Genomic DNA, 15,229 nt, shown 5'->3' with positions numbered 1-15,229 from the left:
CTCATCGGGTGCTGCGGCACCCGATTTTTTGACCAGGAACTCACTATGCTTGATACCAATTTAAAAACACAGCTCAAAGCCTATCTTGAGAAACTCACCAAGCCTGTGGAGTTGATTGCGACGCTGGATGATGGCGCGAAATCAACGGAGATTCGCAATTTGTTGGTCGATATCGCGAGCCTGTCAGACAAGGTCAGCTTTCGTGAAGAGAACGATCGTCAGGTGCGTAAGCCCTCGTTTTTAATTACTAACCCAGGCGCTGATCAGGGGCCGCGTTTTGCCGGTTCGCCGCTGGGTCATGAATTTACCTCACTGGTACTGGCACTGCTACAGACCGGTGGGCATCCCTCTAAAGAAGCGCAAAGCCTGCTCGACCAGATTGCGGCGCTGGATGGGGATTTCCATTTCGAAACCTATTATTCACTGTCGTGCCACAACTGTCCGGATGTGGTGCAGGCATTAAACCTGATGGCGGTGTTAAACCCACGCATCAGTCACACCGCCATTGACGGTGGCCTGTTCCAGAATGAAATTCAGGAACGCAATGTGATGGGCGTGCCCGCTGTCTATCTGAATGGCAAAGAATTCGGTCAGGGCCGCATGAGCCTGGCGGAGATCGTCAGCAAAGTCGACACCAATGCAGATAAGCGTGCCGCAGAAGAGCTGAACAAGCGTGAGGCTTACGAGGTTCTGATCGTGGGCAGCGGTCCGGCGGGCGCCGCCGCGGCTATCTACTCCGCACGTAAAGGGATTCGCACCGCGTTACTGGGCGAGCGCTTTGGTGGACAGGTGTTGGATACAGTCGATATTGAAAACTACATTTCCGTACAGAAAACGGAAGGGGCCAAACTGGCCGGCGCCCTGCGCGCTCACGTGGATGATTACAACGTTGACATTATTGACAGCCAGAGCGCGATTAAACTGATTCCGTCTGCGGTGAAAGGTGGCCTGCACGCTATTGAAACGGCCTCCGGCGCGGTGCTGAAATCGCGCAGTATCATTCTTGCCACCGGTGCGCGCTGGCGCAACATGGGCGTGCCTGGCGAAGAGCAATACCGCACCAAAGGCGTGACGTACTGCCCACACTGCGACGGCCCGCTGTTTAAAGGCAAACGCACGGCGGTCATTGGCGGTGGTAACTCCGGCGTAGAAGCCGCAATCGATCTGGCGGGCATTGTTGAACACGTGACGCTGCTGGAGTTCGCCAGTGAAATGCGTGCAGATAAAGTGCTGCAGGACAAACTGCGCAGCCTGAAAAACGTGGATGTGATTCTGAATGCACAAACCACGGAAGTGAAAGGCGATGGCAGTAAGGTGACGGGCCTGCAATATCTGGATCGCACTAACCAGACTACTCATGAGCTGGCGCTGTCGGGCATTTTCGTGCAGATCGGTCTGCTGCCTAACACCAACTGGCTTGAAGGCGCGGTTGAGCGCAACAAGATGGGCGAAATCATGATCGATGCGAAATGCGAAACCAGCCTGAAAGGCGTTTTCGCCGCAGGGGACTGCACCACCGTTCCTTATAAGCAGATCATCATCGCCAGCGGTGAAGGATCAAAAGCCTCACTGAGCGCGTTTGATTACCTGATTCGCACCCAGCCTGCGCACTAAGTTTTACGCGCAAGACGAAAGCCCTGTAACCTGTGTTGCGGGGCTTTTTAATATCCGGCCAGCGTCATCAGCATCATCCATAACGGTGTAGTAATGGCAGCAAAAAGCGTGGAAAACAGCATGCTCGCGGCCGTCGGTCCGGTTATCACATTAAATTTCTGCGACATCAGATAGACGTTCACGCCCACCGCCATGGATCCCAGCAGCACCACCACTTTGCTTTCCAGCGCGGGTAACCCGGTCAGCCAGGCAATAGCCCAGACGCACAGCGGTTGCAGAATCAGTTTCAACGCACAGATGGTGTAACTCTCTTTTAAGCCTTCCCGAATCCGGTAGTGCGCCAGGCTCATGCCAAGGGTAATCAGGGACAGAGGCGCGGCAATCGATGCCAGCATGCGTAGGGGTTCAGCGGCAATAACGGGAAGCGGCCGCTGTAGCAGACTCCAGGTCGTGCCGGACAAAATACCAATGATTAATGGGTTTTTCAGCACGCTGATCAAGGTTCGTTTAAAACCCCCCAGTGAGAAACTGCCCTGTTTGGACCACTCCACCGATACCGTCAGCAAGGTCCAGAGAATCAGGCTGTTAAACACCAGCACCAGCGCGACGGAGGGGAGTGCCGCTTGACCAAGCAGGACGGTAGCAACCGGAATCCCCAGCATCACGTTGTTCGAGAACACGCCGCCCAGGGCAAAAACCGATCCGGCTACGCCATCCAACTGAAACAGGCGCGATGCGACAATCCGTCCCACAATGAAGACCAACAGGCAACTGCCAAAAAACGCCAGCAGCAGGCGTACATCGACCGGTGGACTGTTATAAAAGTCACTCATGATGCGAAACAGCATGCAGGGCAGGGCGACATTGAACACAAAACGGTTCATGCTTTCGCTGACGGTAACGGGCCATCTGCCAAACCGGATAAGGCAGAATCCCAGAAAAATCAGGATAAACAACGGGGCGGAAAGGTAGATCTGGTGTCCTAGTGTATCCAGCAGGAATGGCATAAGTGTAAGCAATCCAGTGACTCAGTAACCGCAAGACTATCAAATTGCTTCAAGCACGTAACCTGGCAAAACAGGGCGCGCGGTCAGCCAGATCATCCCAGCCAGCGACGCGCCTGATCATCACTGATATCGCGGTAATAAACCCGATGGATAACCGTATCGCAACGTTGGCAGCGGGCAGAAAGATAGGTGGAATAATAATATCGGCCAGAAGGAGAAACCGCACCCTGACGGGTGATGCTAATGTCGGTCCATCGGTGACGATGAGGAATAAGCGCTAAGAATCGCATCATGCTTCCTGTAAAGGATGAAGTGTTCTGGTAATTTTTAACTATATTATTTGAATACTTATTGTTGCGATGTTGTAGGCAGGCTTGTTAACTTCCGGGCGATGTAATAATGGTGAAAAATATTACTTAATAGTGTTAATAACTCTACTGCTATTACTTGAGAATTTTTAGCCCGCAGCATTAAGCCTTTTTTTGTAGGGAAGGGAGTTGATCCAGATCATGCAAAAGGTTGCGAAGAATTTTTCATATCAACGCAAAGCTTTGCAGAGAGAAACCATAAGGTGATGACGACCCTGATCAGTTGAACAGGCGTTAACGCCATAACGTATCCTGAAGATAGAAGTGGCCAATCAACGGTTGGGTAACGATACTAAGCTCGGGATCACGTTTTTTTGAACAGCGGCCAAAAATGCACTCGGCTTGCCACTGACTTTCAGGTACATAGATGAGATCGGTAAATCCCTCATTAAACTCATCCCATTTTATGATGACTGGCTGATGAGTGTAGTATTGTGCAATATCAAAAAGGGGATAATAACTAGGGTAAATCAAAAATAACTTGATATAGTTAAATTCTGTGACAGAAAGGAACACTAAGCCAGCGAAAATGAATGGCAGGGAAATAACTTTCGCGACATCTTTCCAACGGCGTTCCCAAATAGATGTAACAAGTTCGCATATTAACCACATTGCCCAACTTATTAATATTAAAGTGCCCCCTATTAAAGAAAAGATAAATGTACCAGAAGACACAGATGTATAAGCCATAATCATCAGGAGTGCAATCACACAATCAGCGGTAAGCTAATTAAGCCTTTGATATTAGATGGCGATTCATCGTCTTTTTGCATTTTTTATTACTCATCATCGGTAATGTTATTTAGCAGGATCGTGATTGAACGTCTGGCTTCGCTATTCGCCGTATCCGCCGGCATGTTAAACGCATGTTGGTAGTAGTGTGTCAGCTCAATAAGGCTATTCTGGTAGTCTTCAGTATGCTGCTTGATAAACTGCTGTGCGTCGTCAGATAAGCTATTTTTTCCGTATTGGATGGACTTTAAAAACTTCATGCTGTGACTTAACGTGGCTGAAATTTCCGCCCGTGTAATGGCATAAATTGTAAAACGAATGGTCCCTGTGCTAACAGGGGTGGCATCTTCCGCCAGATGAATAAATTGCTTAAACAACGGCAGTGTGGGTTGAGTTTGTTCGCAGTCACTGATGGGGGTTCGGCTGTCAATTGCACCACCGGCCAGCGGTTCCAGCCAGACGATATTTTGTGGATGCCGTAAAAATGCCTCGCAGGGGATAATAAGTGATTCTGGATTATTTTCGGCAATGAGCCAGAGAAACATGCCGAAGTTGTTGGTATTTTCTGCTGCGCTTTCTGCATCAGGAATTTTATCTTCGAATATGTGGTTATCTGTTACTTCGAAAGCGGGTCGAATGAGTTCGGTGACCTTATTATGCCTGGTTGAACCTGCTGGAAGAGAAGTAAACTGATAAATCGCTTCGTATATGTTCACTAACTCGGGATTTGTTTTACGGATTTGCTTAATGGCTTCGCCATGATGGGTATAAAGAACCATGACAGCGAGTTCAAAAAGCCGTTGATCGTAGTATCCTTCAATGCGTTTTTCTTGAGGGTCAGTGAGACACATTTTAGTCAGGTTTTTTAACCATTGCCGTTGTGCGGTAATGAGCCCCGAAGGTCCGGCCGTGGCGTTTTTTTTCGCGAGATCAAAAAAATGCGCCATTAACCGATCTTTTGCCGATAACGTCTGGCTCTGACAAATCACCTTTTCGATTGCGCTGGGATGCGCACATGAAAAACTGGGGGCGGCACTCGCCTGAAATGCCAGCATCAATCCTGACATGAGTAACGCCAGTTTTATAAAATATGCGACCAGGCTGAAGCCAGTTTTCATCAGGATACTCTGAGTAAATAATTGTTATCTCGAGAATAAGCCCAAGAAGGCGTGTTGAATATAAACCCGGATTAAACGATCTGATTTGATGCGGGCAAGGTTGCTTTGCCAGTGACTCAACCTTATGCTGATGACGGGTAAAGTGAATTTACCTGACGACTCGGGGTGCCCTTCTTTGTGAAGGCTGAGAAAAACCCGTATTACCTGATCTGGATAATGCCAGCGTAGGGAAGTCTGATGCCTGACCGCATTCGCCTTCTTGTCCGCCGGTTGGGAGTTATGATGACACATCAACCGCAACACCTTTCTGATGCGCAATGCGCGCCCATTCTGCAACAGTTTCGCCTTCAGTCACCGCTGGTGCACTGTATGACCAACGATGTGGTGCAAACGCTAACGGCTAACGTTTTACTCGCCCTTAATGCCTCTCCGGCCATGGTCATCGACGCTGAAGAAGCGGCGCAGTTTAGCGCGCTTGCCGATGCGCTGCTTATCAATGTCGGTACGCTAACCCACGATCGTAAGCAAGCGATGCAGGCTGCGGTGCTTGCAGCAAACCAGGCGGGCACGCCATGGACACTGGATCCGGTGGCGGTCGGCGCGCTGACGCTGCGCACCGCGTTTTGCAAGCAGCTACTCGCGCAGTCGCCTGCAGTGGTTCGCGGCAATGCCTCAGAGATTCTGGCACTGGCGCAGCAGGCAGAAGGCGGACGCGGTGTTGACAGCCTGCATTCGGCCGAAGCCGCGCTGCAGGCTGCCCAACAGCTGGCAAAAGCTTTTGATACCTGTGTCGTCGTAACCGGCGAAGTAGACTATGTCACCGATGGACAGCGAACCTGGGCGATTACGGGCGGCTCGCCGTTAATGACGCGGGTGGTCGGCACCGGCTGTGCGCTTTCAGCGGTGGTTGCGGCCTTTGCCTGTTTGCCAGGTGACCGACTGATCAACATCGCCTGCGCCTGTCGGGTGATGGCGCTGGCTGGAGAAAAGGCCGCGCAGGATGCAGATGGACCGGGTAGCTTTGCGCCTGCTTTCCTGGATGCACTCTGGACGCTGGAGGCACCTGATGAAACGCATTAATGCCCTGACGATTGCGGGGACCGATCCCAGCGGCGGGGCCGGTATCCAGGCCGATCTGAAAACCTTCTCTGCACTTGGCGCGTACGGTACCAGTGTGATCACGGCGCTGGTGGCGCAGAATACCTGCGGCGTGCAGTCGGTATACCGTGTTGCGCCAGAGTTTGTGACCGCCCAGTTGGACTCGGTGCTGGATGATGTGCGCATCGACAGTGCGAAGATTGGCATGCTGTCTGAAACAGAAATTGTCGAGCGGGTGGCCCATGGCCTGCAGCAGCGGGAAATTCCCTTTGTGGTGCTGGATACGGTGATGGTGGCTAAAAGCGGCGATGCCCTGCTGAATCCGGATGCGATTGCCTGTGTGCGAGATCGTTTATTGCCACAGGTGTCATTGATTACGCCAAACCTGCCCGAAGCCGCTGCACTGCTGGGATGCCAGGTTGCCCTCAAGGAAGATGAGATGCTCACCCAGGGCGAAGCGCTACTGGCGCTGGGTTGCCAGGCAGTGCTGATGAAAGGCGGTCATCTCGATGGTGATGAAAGCCCGGACTGGCTGCTAACCCGGGCAGGGCGTCAGCGCTTTAGCAGCGTGCGGGTAAACACGCGTCATACGCACGGCACTGGCTGTACGCTGTCCGCCGCGCTCGCGGCCTTACGTCCCCGGCATGACAGCTGGGAAGCGACGATCAGTGAAGCGAAAGCCTGGCTGCAGCAGGCATTACTGGCGGCAGATTCGCTGGAAGTGGGCAACGGGATTGGGCCGGTGCACCATTTCCATCAGTGGTGGTAGCCCATCGTGATTCGCCTTGCAGACTGGCAAGGCGTTAATCCTCTTCAAACCAGGCGCTGTTTTGCTTGATGACTGGGGTGATCGAAAACATCATGGCCTGCAAATGATGGCGCAACGCCGCCTCAGCCTTGCCGGGATCGTTTGCCTTCAGCGCCGCAAAAATAGCATCATGCTGTTCTATCAGGGTTTCGGCGGGTGCAACGTCATTCAGGGTTAAATAGCGTACCCGGTCCATGGTGGCTTTGATGTTTTCAACCGTTTCCCACGCCAGTGGACAGCCGATGCTCTCAGCGATGAGGCGATGAAACTCATCGTCCAGGCTTAAGAACATCTGGCTATCGCCACGGGCAGCGGTGATGCGTTGCAACTGCAGGTTATGCTCCAGCGCCATCAGCCCTGACTCTGCGATTTCCTCAGCAGCGCGACGGACCACGGCAATCTCCACGGCCTCACGAATGAAACGACCATCTTCGACCCGTTTAGCCGAGATCCTGCGCACAAAGGTGCCGCGCTGCGGCAGGATCTGAACCAGACCGGCTTCCGCGAGCTTGATAAAGGCTTCCCGCACCGGCTGACGTGAGAGGTTGAACCGGGCGGAAACCTCTTTTTCCGAGAGCAGTGCGCCCGGCTGAATTACGCACGTCACGATATCGCGGCGCAGATAGCGGTAAACCTGCTGATTCACCGGTTCGCTGGTGGTAATGGTGTAAGAAAGTGTCATATCGCTGTCCGTTTTATCTTCGGCCTGGCATCAGGCGATCACATCAGACCTCAGGACCGGCAATGGCCTGCTGGACGCTGGCACGGGCTCCCTGAGCGGCAAGCTGCAGGTAACAGGCGGTAAGTTGTTTCACCAGCGCATCGTTTTTAGCAAGATCGTCGCCAAATACCCTGCTGATGTTGAGTAACGCCCGCACGCGAGCTTCACCGTCATCACTTTCCGCTACGCAAGTGGCCAGTTGTGCGTTCAGCGGATCGCGGATCTCGATGGGCTCGCCTTTTTCGTCCACTGCGCTGACATAGCGCATCCAGGCCGCGATGCCCAGCAGCAGCAAGGGACACGGCGTGCCGTGGTCCAGATGCCAACGCAGGCTGTCGAGAAAGCGCTGGGGCAGCTTCTGGGTCCCGTCGGTCGCAATCTGATAAGTCCGATGCTTAATCGCCCGATTGGCAAAGCGGGCGATAAGCGCATCGGCATAGGCGGATAAATCGACATCCTGAATGGTCAGCGTAGGTGCCTGCTCATTGACCATCAGCGCCCGTGCCGCTGCGCGAAACGCGTCATCAGCCATACAGTCGCTGATGTGTTCGTAACCGGCAAGATAGCCAAGGTAAGCTAAAAACGAATGGCTGCCATTGAGCATGCGCAACTTCATCTGCTCAAACGGCAGAACATCCTGCACCAGTTGAGCGCCCGCTTTATCCCAGTCCGGTCGGCCGCTGACAAAATGGTCCTCGATCACCCACTGGAAAAAAGGTTCAGCTTCAACGGCGACCGGATCCCGTGAACCGATGCGCTGTTGCAGGGCGTCAAATGCCGCGTCATTCATGGCGGGCACGATACGATCCACCATGGTGGAGGGAAAGGTGAGGTTCTGTTGGATATAGTCAGCCAGGGAGGCATCGTAGTGCCGGGCCAGCTGCATCACGACATTACGGGTTACGCGGCCGTTTTCTGGCATATTGTCGCAGGACATCACGCTAAATGGCGCGACTCCCCGTTCACGGCGGCGGCGGATTGCCGCGACAATCAGACCCGGCAGAGAGTGCGGCTGGTCCGGCTGCGCCAGATCGTGCTGAATATCCGCGTGCTGAACGTCAAGGTCGCCGCTGGCGGGCAGATAACAGTAGCCTTTCTCTGTCACGGTCATTGATACAATCGCCACGTCAGGCTGACACAGCGCCTCAATGACGGCCTCGATACCGTCCGTTTTGCCATGCAATGCGGACGTGATAATGCCGATTACGCGGGTTTCTACAGCATCGTCGCTCTTCTCTGTCAGCGTGTAGAGCAGGTCCTGTTCCCGCAGCGCCTGAATAAGAGCGCCGCTGTTCAAATTCACCTCGCAGTAACCCCAGTCGCTGCCCAGCTCAGCCAGCTTATCGCTACATAACGCCTGATGGGCGCGATGAAAGGCACCAAACCCGATGTGTATCATTCGGGTTTTAAGCTGGCTACGGTCGTAGGCGGGGCGCTTAACATCAGCGGGAAGGTGGTCAATTTGCAGCATCATGCATCCTTGTGGCGGAGGGAGCGACAGGCCATTCCGGCGGTAAGGATGAAAAATTACGCGCCCCGCGACTACCATACAAGTTGGCGTGACGAAATTGTGAATGCAATCACGAACTGTTTACATCTAAGCCGGGAGTCTTCACTCCCGGTTAACTTAGCTCAGCAACGCGCACTGCGGTGGCAGGCGACAGCTTAGCGCACCTGGCATAACATCAATCGTAAACTCCTGTCCGGACAGCGGTTCGCCATCCAGATTAAACGTCATCTCATGCGATGAGCGGATCGTCAGGGACGATAGACGGGTGGAAATAATGCTGGGATTGTCCTCATCGCCGCCGGTCAGTGAGTGCAGCAGGGTAGGCAGTAACTCCTGCGCGGTGACCACGCTGATGTCGAGCAGGCCGTCGTTGATCAACGCAGCGGGACACAAACGTTGACCGCCGCCAGCCTGACGGCCGTTACCAATGCCAATGACCAGCGCATCGCCCTGCCAGCTAAAATCAGGTCCGGTGATTTCACAGCTGTCGGGCTTGAGCGTGTCCATGCGCATCAGCCCGTGAATGAAGTAGGAGACGCCACCCAGGGCTGATTTGAGTTTTTCCGGCGTTTCAGTGGTAATACGTGTACCGAAGCCGCCGGTCGCCATGTTGATAAAGTAGTGATGCTGATTCACCCGGGCCAGGTCGATATCGTAGCCTTTGCCCTGAATCGCCAGACGCAGCGCAGGCTCGATTTCTTCAGGAATGCCGACGCTGGTCGCAAAATCGTTGGCCGTCCCCAGGGGAATAATGCCTAAGACAGGACGGTCGGCGACGTTGACGGACGCCAGGGCGGTGGCGATTTCATTGACGGTGCCATCGCCGCCGCCTGCCACCACGGTTTCAGCCTGTAATTCCAGGGCTTCTTCGACGTAGCGCTCGCCGTCGCCTTTTTCATACGTCACGCGCACGGCAATGTTGTAGCCCTCATCGCGCAGCTTAGTGACCGCTTCACGTAGATCATCATTGCCTGCGCCTTTACCGTTCAGGATCAGCAGCGTAAGCGATTGTTTGTCCATTATCTGTTCCTTGGAGATCTAAAGCGTAGTGAGTGGTTATAGCATAGCCGGAGAAGAAAAATGATTGGCGAAAAGGAGAAAAAAGAAAACCCGCACGGGGGAGCCGGGCGGGTGAATGAGGTGGATCCAGTTACAGCTGCTGATAATTGTTACTCATTGGTAGCAGGCAGCACTATAGAACAGCAAAATTAAGCCGTCTGTGATCCTACTCTTGCTTTTGTCAAAATGTGTCAAGCTGGCACGCACGTGGCGTGCGGATCGCGTGTATCCTGACCCGCAGTAAAGTTGCGCAGCAGCAACGCAAATTGCAGGTCAACATCAGGCGGCACCTTCATCCAGACGCGATGTCCGTCTCCCGGCGCCACCTCCGTCGGCTCGCCCCGGCTGTTTTGCAGGGCATCCAGCGTACAAATCAGGTTGCCGGCGGGCGTCATGATCTCCAGGCTGTCGTGCAGGGCAAATTTATTTTTCACCACCACTTCCGCCCAGCCATCACGCAGCTCGCCGCTGAATTCGCCGACAAACTGCTGACGTTCCGAGATGGAATAGCCGTTCTGGTAATTCTGGTAGCTGTCATGGGTATGACGGCGTAAAAAGCCTTCGGTGTAGCCGCGATGCGCCAGGCCCTCCAGCGTTTCCAGCAGAGCGGGATTAAAGGGTTTGCCCTCGGCGGCATCGTCAATGGCTTTGCGATAGACCTGAGCGGTGCGAGCGCAGTAATAGTAGGATTTGGTCCGGCCTTCAATTTTTAATGAGTGAACGCCCATCTGGCTGAGCCGTTCAACATGCGCCACGGCACGCAAGTCTTTCGAATTCATAATGTAGGTGCCGTGCTCATCCTCAAAGGCACTCATCATCTCACCGGGTTTCATCTTCTCTTCCAGCAGAAATACCTTGTCGCTGGGTTGGCCGATGCCCAGGGTTGGCGTGACGTCCTGCACGGTAACCGGCTGATGGATTTCAACAATATTCCCCACCTCATCCTGCCTGGCCTCCTGCAACTGGTATTCCCAGCGGCAGGCATTGGTGCAGGTTCCCTGGTTAGGATCGCGCTTATTCATGTAACCGGAAAGCAGGCAGCGCCCGGAATAGGCCATACACAGCGCACCGTGTACGAACACTTCCAGCTCCATTTCAGGCACCTGCTGGCGAATCTCGGCGATCTCTTCCAGTGACAGTTCACGTGACAAAATCACCCGACTTAGCCCCATCTGCTGCCAGAACTTCACCGTTGCCCAGTTAACGGCATTGGCCTGAACGGATAAGTGAATGGGCATGGACGGAAACGCCTCACGCACCAGCATGATTAATCCGGGATCGGACATAATCAACGCGTCCGGCTGCATCTCAATCACCGGCTTTAAGTCGCGGATAAAGGTTTTCAGCTTGGCGTTATGCGGGGCAATATTCACAACGACGTAAAACTTTTTACCCAGTTCATGGGCTTCATTAATGCCCTTCGCCAGGTTTTCATGGCTGAATTCGTTGTTACGCACGCGCAGGCTGTAGCGCGGCTGGCCGGCATACACGGCGTCCGCGCCGTAGGCAAAGGCGTAACGCATATTCTTCAGCGTCCCGGCTGGAGAAAGCAATTCTGGTTTCATGATGAACTCACTGATATCAGGTCAGCATGCCGCCTGGACGGCACGTGCAGGGCTAAACCCTGCAAAAGATGCGGAATTGTAGGCAGTGAGAAAAAGGAAGTAAATTGATCTGAATCAATCTAAATCAAATGACAGATATCGGCTTCCCAGCGATAGCCCATGCCGTACACGGCGCGGATGAAAGGCTGCTCGCTGTCCAGATTTTCCAGCTTTCTGCGCAGGTTCTTGATATGGCTGTCGATGGTGCGGTCGGTGACCACGCGATAATCATCATAAAGATGGTTTAACAGTTGCTCACGGGAAAAGACTTTCCCCGGCTCAAGGGACAGCGTTTTTAACAAACGAAATTCAGCGGGGGTTAAATCGAGCGGCTCATCGCGCCAGCTGGCCTGAAAGCGGCTTTCGTGCACTTTCAGCAGCGATGCGACCGGCGCGTCTTCTGGCGAGCGTTTGACGCGACGCAAAATGGTTTTGACGCGCGCAACCACTTCCCGCGGGCTGAACGGCTTACAGACATAGTCGTCTGCGCCAATTTCAAGGCCGAGCAGGCGATCGATCTCTTCCGTACGCGCGGTCACCATAATAATCGGCAGTTCAGAGTCGCGCCGGATTTCACGGCACAGCGTCAGCCCGTCTTTACCTGGCAGCATCAAATCCAGCAGGATAAGATCGGGCGGCGTCTGGTTAACATAATCCAGTACTTCATTGCCGTGCGCCAGGTGATGAGTCCGGTAGTTAGATGCCTGTAAATAATCAATCATCAGTTGTGCCAGCTTGGGTTCATCTTCAACCACAAGGATCAGCGGATATGCGTTTTCCTGATTCATAGTCTTCTAAACGGGAGGAACATAACGCAATTGTAGCGCGATTTTCAGTCCACCTAAATCAGCGTGCGTCGCGGTTATCGTGCCGCCATGCGCATCAACGATGTTTTTACAGATAGCCAGGCCCAGCCCCGAGCCGCCGCTGGCGCGATTGCGTGAACCTTCGGTACGGAAAAAACGCTCAAAAATTTTGGCCTGCTGCTCGCCATCCACCCCGGGTGCGCTGTCTTCAATGATGACTCGCCAGTCGGGCGCGTCATACCAAAGACGTACCCGGACCTCGCCACCGGCATCGGTGTAACGCAGGCTGTTTTCCAGCAGGTTGATAAACAACTGCATCAGGCGATCGGGATCGCCAAAGAAAGGGGCTTCTTCAGGCATGTCCAGATGCAGCGTTAACTCATGAGCCCGGTAGCGCTCAGTAAAGTTGCCTGCGCTGACCTCAATAAGCTGCACCAGATCCGTCGCCTGCTTGCGGTAGGCCAGCGCGCCGACGTCAGAAAGAGAAAGCTGATGTAAATCGTCAACCAGCTTGGTTAACAGGGCAACCTCACTTTGCAATGAGGTAATGGCGTCGGGCGTCAGCTTACGAACGCCATCCTGCATGGCTTCCAGTTCACCGCGTAAAATAGCCAGCGGCGTGCGTAACTCATGGGAGATATCGGCCATAAATGCCCGGCGCATACTTTCATTTTTTTCCAGCGAACGGGCTAACAGGTTAAAGTCATGGGCCAACTGACCCAGCTCATCCTGACTGCTGACCTCAACCCGGGTGGCTAAATTCCCTTCGGCAAGATGATGCGTGCCGTCCACCAGCCTTTTGACCGGCGCCAGTAGGCCCCGAGCCATCAGCCAGGTCACCAGCGCGGCAAGCAGGGTAGAGAGGCCAACGATATACCAACTGGTTCGTCGCTGTTGCTGATCAAAATTAATATCGGTACTGCGCGTCAGGCGTTCAGGCGGGGAGCTGATTATCCAGCCCACGATTTTGCCGTTGCTGGTGGTGATGTTATGACGTATACCTTCTGGCGGCACCTGTGAACGTGGGCCTACCATCACTTTGTACTGCTGATCGAGCACCCAGAACTGGGTTCGCCAGCCGTGCGGCGGAAGCTGATTACTGCTGTCGGGATTTTGTTCCAGCGATCGCAGCATGGTAAAAATCAGTCGGTCATTATTACGCAGAAAGTCCCAGTTGCCATGCTGCTCGTACTGATCGGCCAGCGCTGCACCCAGCAAATTCAGTCGCTGTTCGTTACCACGTTTAATGTAGTCGACGAAGCCATGCTCAAAACTCAGCCTGACGCCCCAGTGCATGGTGATCAGCACCAGCATGCAGGTGGAGAAAATAGCCATAAACAGCTTGGCACCAATGCCAACGCGCAGAAACGATCTCATTCACTTCTCCGGCGCCGCAGATCGACGCTTTTACTCTCTTCTTTCGGAACGCGCCAGAACACCAACGCAGGCAGAATAATAATCAGGGCCATACAGAGATAAACGTAGATAAAGGCCTGATGGCTTAGCCCGTGGTGCCCCAGCGCCGACTGGCCGAAGGCGCCCAGCAGCAGGCCCGCAACGGTAACGCCGATACTCATGGATAGCTGCATGATCATGGATAACAGACTGTTGCCGCTGGAGGCCAGTTCGTCCGGCAGCTCCTTTAGCGTCAGCGTATTCATTGAGGAGAAGCGAATGGCATTCACCATGCCCTGCAGAAACAACACCAGCGGCAACATGGCCGTCCAGCCCAGCATCGCCACCAGCGGAAACAGTAAGACCACCAGCGCCAGGCCCACCGTCGATCCCACCAGCACGTTGCGGTAGCCAAACAGGTTAACGATACGGACCACGATGCGTTTCATGCCCATATTCCCCAGCACCATCGCAATCATCATCAAACCGGCATGAAACGGGCTGAAACCCATGCCGATCTGTAAAAAAAGCGGCGTCATAAACGGCAACATTCCGCTGCCGATGCGGCCCGCCAGGCTACCGAGTAAGCCAATAGAGAACACCCGATTATCAAACAGCTTCAGGCTAAACAGCGCATCGTCGTTATGGCGCGCATGTAACAGGTAAAACAGCAGTGACCCCATTCCTGTCAGAATCATCGCCGCCAGCAACAACGCAGAGCCGCCGCTGCTGCGCTGACCATCAAGGGCCAGCGTCAGGGTTGCCATACCGACTGCCAGCAGGATAAAACCCAGAAAATCGAAGCGTCGTGGCGGCATGGCGTAGTTGGGTAACAGCTTTAAGGTGGCGATGGCGCCGATCACACCAACCGGGATGTTAATCAGGAAAATCCAGTGCCAGCTGGCATATTCCACCAGCACTCCGCCAAGCGCCGGACCCAGTAGCGGACCCACCTGGCCGGGCAGGGTGACGAATGTCATTGCAGACATATATTGATCGCGCGGCACAATGCGCATCACCGTCAGGCGACCCACCGGCACCATCATGGCGCCGCCGATGCCCTGCAGTACCCGCGCGACGAGCAGCTGATCCAGCGTGTTCGATAACCCGCACATCAGCGACCCCAGGCTAAACAGAACGATGGCGCTAAAGAAGATATTTCTGACGCCAAACCGATCGGCCAGCCAGCCGCTCAGCGGCAGCGTCACCGCCACCGTTAACACATACGCGACAATGACGGAATGCATATGCAGCGGGCTCACGCCCAGATCCTGAGCCATTGACGGGATCGCCGTGTTGACGATCGTGGTATCCAGCGCCTGCATAAAGAAGCCAAAGGCGACAATCCATAACTGCCAGCGGACAGTTACGCTCTGCATGATAGTGACC

15 protein-coding genes and 1 riboswitch are annotated in these 15,229 nt (G+C 54.0%); of the genes, 4 read left to right on the top strand and 11 right to left on the bottom strand.

Annotation, left to right across the window (positions count from 1 at the left end):
• The first annotated feature begins 45 nt into the window (after nt 1–45).
• The gene (ahpF, locus tag NYE92_RS06760; RefSeq protein ID WP_013026407.1) at nt 46–1,614 is read left to right on the top strand and encodes an alkyl hydroperoxide reductase subunit F; all 1,569 of its coding nucleotides are present in this window, start codon (nt 46–48) and stop codon (nt 1,612–1,614) included.
• A gap of 47 nt (nt 1,615–1,661) precedes the next feature.
• Here the strand turns inward: ahpF and NYE92_RS06755 are convergent, their stop codons facing one another.
• The 4 genes from NYE92_RS06755 to NYE92_RS06740 all read right to left on the bottom strand — a co-directional run bounded on the left by NYE92_RS06755 (nt 1,662) and on the right by NYE92_RS06740 (nt 4,839).
• On the bottom strand, nt 1,662–2,621 hold the full coding sequence (locus tag NYE92_RS06755; protein ID WP_029568999.1) for an AEC family transporter: 960 nt from the start codon (nt 2,619–2,621) through the stop codon (nt 1,662–1,664).
• A 92-nt stretch (nt 2,622–2,713) separates the two neighbouring features.
• Nucleotides 2,714–2,911, bottom strand: coding sequence for a hypothetical protein (locus NYE92_RS06750; RefSeq protein ID WP_014605434.1), 198 nt, complete (start codon nt 2,909–2,911; stop codon nt 2,714–2,716).
• A 312-nt stretch (nt 2,912–3,223) separates the two neighbouring features.
• Nucleotides 3,224–3,679 (bottom strand): hypothetical protein, encoded by a 456-nt coding sequence (locus tag NYE92_RS06745; RefSeq protein WP_237734433.1) that lies wholly within the window; start codon nt 3,677–3,679, stop codon nt 3,224–3,226.
• An 89-nt stretch (nt 3,680–3,768) separates the two neighbouring features.
• The gene (locus NYE92_RS06740) at nt 3,769–4,839 is read right to left on the bottom strand and encodes a lysozyme inhibitor LprI family protein (RefSeq protein WP_029568998.1); all 1,071 of its coding nucleotides are present in this window, start codon (nt 4,837–4,839) and stop codon (nt 3,769–3,771) included.
• Nucleotides 4,840–4,990: 151 nt separating this feature from the next.
• Nucleotides 4,991–5,087: riboswitch (TPP riboswitch) on the top strand.
• A gap of 31 nt (nt 5,088–5,118) precedes the next feature.
• On the opposite strand from NYE92_RS06740, the gene thiM reads away from it, so the two are divergent.
• Nucleotides 5,119–5,919 (top strand): hydroxyethylthiazole kinase, encoded by an 801-nt coding sequence (thiM, locus tag NYE92_RS06735; protein ID WP_259018770.1) that lies wholly within the window; start codon nt 5,119–5,121, stop codon nt 5,917–5,919.
• Nucleotides 5,906–6,706 carry a bifunctional hydroxymethylpyrimidine kinase/phosphomethylpyrimidine kinase gene (gene thiD / locus NYE92_RS06730; protein ID WP_210449607.1) on the top strand — a complete coding sequence of 267 codons (801 nt, stop codon included), beginning with the start codon at nt 5,906–5,908 and terminating at the stop codon, nt 6,704–6,706. The genes thiM and thiD overlap by 14 nt, the downstream gene beginning before the upstream one ends.
• 34 nt (nt 6,707–6,740) lie before the next feature.
• Here the strand turns inward: thiD and NYE92_RS06725 are convergent, their stop codons facing one another.
• From NYE92_RS06725 to yegS, 3 genes are all read right to left on the bottom strand, one after another.
• Nucleotides 6,741–7,427: a GntR family transcriptional regulator gene (locus NYE92_RS06725; protein WP_013026403.1), complete on the bottom strand. Its 687-nt coding sequence runs from the start codon at nt 7,425–7,427 to the stop codon at nt 6,741–6,743.
• Nucleotides 7,428–7,470: 43 nt separating this feature from the next.
• Nucleotides 7,471–8,937 (bottom strand): mannitol dehydrogenase family protein, encoded by a 1,467-nt coding sequence (locus tag NYE92_RS06720; protein ID WP_029568995.1) that lies wholly within the window; start codon nt 8,935–8,937, stop codon nt 7,471–7,473.
• Between the two features lie 156 nt (nt 8,938–9,093).
• Entirely contained in the window at nt 9,094–9,996 is a 903-nt protein-coding gene (yegS, locus tag NYE92_RS06715; RefSeq protein ID WP_029568994.1) for a lipid kinase YegS, read from the bottom strand.
• Between the two features lie 60 nt (nt 9,997–10,056).
• On the opposite strand from yegS, the gene NYE92_RS06710 reads away from it, so the two are divergent.
• Nucleotides 10,057–10,188 carry a hypothetical protein gene (locus tag NYE92_RS06710; protein WP_019106532.1) on the top strand — a complete coding sequence of 44 codons (132 nt, stop codon included), beginning with the start codon at nt 10,057–10,059 and terminating at the stop codon, nt 10,186–10,188.
• Between the two features lie 38 nt (nt 10,189–10,226).
• On the opposite strand, the gene yegQ is transcribed toward NYE92_RS06710, so the two are convergent.
• The 4 genes from yegQ to NYE92_RS06690 all read right to left on the bottom strand — a co-directional run bounded on the left by yegQ (nt 10,227) and on the right by NYE92_RS06690 (nt 15,219).
• A complete protein-coding gene (yegQ, locus tag NYE92_RS06705) occupies nt 10,227–11,603 on the bottom strand; it encodes a tRNA 5-hydroxyuridine modification protein YegQ (RefSeq protein ID WP_029568993.1) in 1,377 nt (458 codons plus the stop codon).
• 116 nt (nt 11,604–11,719) lie between these two features.
• Nucleotides 11,720–12,427 (bottom strand): two-component system response regulator BaeR, encoded by a 708-nt coding sequence (gene baeR / locus NYE92_RS06700; protein ID WP_013026399.1) that lies wholly within the window; start codon nt 12,425–12,427, stop codon nt 11,720–11,722.
• A gap of 6 nt (nt 12,428–12,433) precedes the next feature.
• Nucleotides 12,434–13,822 carry a two-component system sensor histidine kinase BaeS gene (baeS, locus tag NYE92_RS06695; RefSeq protein WP_014594091.1) on the bottom strand — a complete coding sequence of 463 codons (1,389 nt, stop codon included), beginning with the start codon at nt 13,820–13,822 and terminating at the stop codon, nt 12,434–12,436.
• Complete coding sequence (locus tag NYE92_RS06690; protein WP_013026397.1) at nt 13,819–15,219, bottom strand: MFS transporter; 1,401 nt, start codon at nt 15,217–15,219, stop codon at nt 13,819–13,821. Before NYE92_RS06690 ends, baeS begins: the two co-directional genes overlap by 4 nt.
• Nucleotides 15,220–15,229: the final 10 nt, after the last annotated feature.

This window comes from Pantoea sp. B566 (assembly GCF_024793925.1).
In the GTDB taxonomy this organism is placed as follows: domain Bacteria; phylum Pseudomonadota; class Gammaproteobacteria; order Enterobacterales; family Enterobacteriaceae; genus Pantoea; species Pantoea ananatis.
This window is presented reverse-complemented; position numbering and strand designations above follow the sequence as displayed.

Coding starts and splice junctions, on each gene's coding strand:
- ahpF (WP_013026407.1), top strand. CDS start 46: ATGCTTGATACCAATTTAAAAACACAGCTCAAAGCCTATCTTGAGAAA.
- NYE92_RS06755 (WP_029568999.1), bottom strand. CDS start 2,621: ATGCCATTCCTGCTGGATACACTAGGACACCAGATCTACCTTTCCGCC.
- NYE92_RS06750 (WP_014605434.1), bottom strand. CDS start 2,911: ATGCGATTCTTAGCGCTTATTCCTCATCGTCACCGATGGACCGACATT.
- NYE92_RS06745 (WP_237734433.1), bottom strand. CDS start 3,679: ATGGCTTATACATCTGTGTCTTCTGGTACATTTATCTTTTCTTTAATA.
- NYE92_RS06740 (WP_029568998.1), bottom strand. CDS start 4,839: ATGAAAACTGGCTTCAGCCTGGTCGCATATTTTATAAAACTGGCGTTA.
- thiM (WP_259018770.1), top strand. CDS start 5,119: ATGATGACACATCAACCGCAACACCTTTCTGATGCGCAATGCGCGCCC.
- thiD (WP_210449607.1), top strand. CDS start 5,906: ATGAAACGCATTAATGCCCTGACGATTGCGGGGACCGATCCCAGCGGC.
- NYE92_RS06725 (WP_013026403.1), bottom strand. CDS start 7,427: ATGACACTTTCTTACACCATTACCACCAGCGAACCGGTGAATCAGCAG.
- NYE92_RS06720 (WP_029568995.1), bottom strand. CDS start 8,937: ATGCTGCAAATTGACCACCTTCCCGCTGATGTTAAGCGCCCCGCCTAC.
- yegS (WP_029568994.1), bottom strand. CDS start 9,996: ATGGACAAACAATCGCTTACGCTGCTGATCCTGAACGGTAAAGGCGCA.
- NYE92_RS06710 (WP_019106532.1), top strand. CDS start 10,057: ATGATTGGCGAAAAGGAGAAAAAAGAAAACCCGCACGGGGGAGCCGGG.
- baeR (WP_013026399.1), bottom strand. CDS start 12,427: ATGAATCAGGAAAACGCATATCCGCTGATCCTTGTGGTTGAAGATGAA.
- baeS (WP_014594091.1), bottom strand. CDS start 13,822: ATGAGATCGTTTCTGCGCGTTGGCATTGGTGCCAAGCTGTTTATGGCT.
- NYE92_RS06690 (WP_013026397.1), bottom strand. CDS start 15,219: ATGCAGAGCGTAACTGTCCGCTGGCAGTTATGGATTGTCGCCTTTGGC.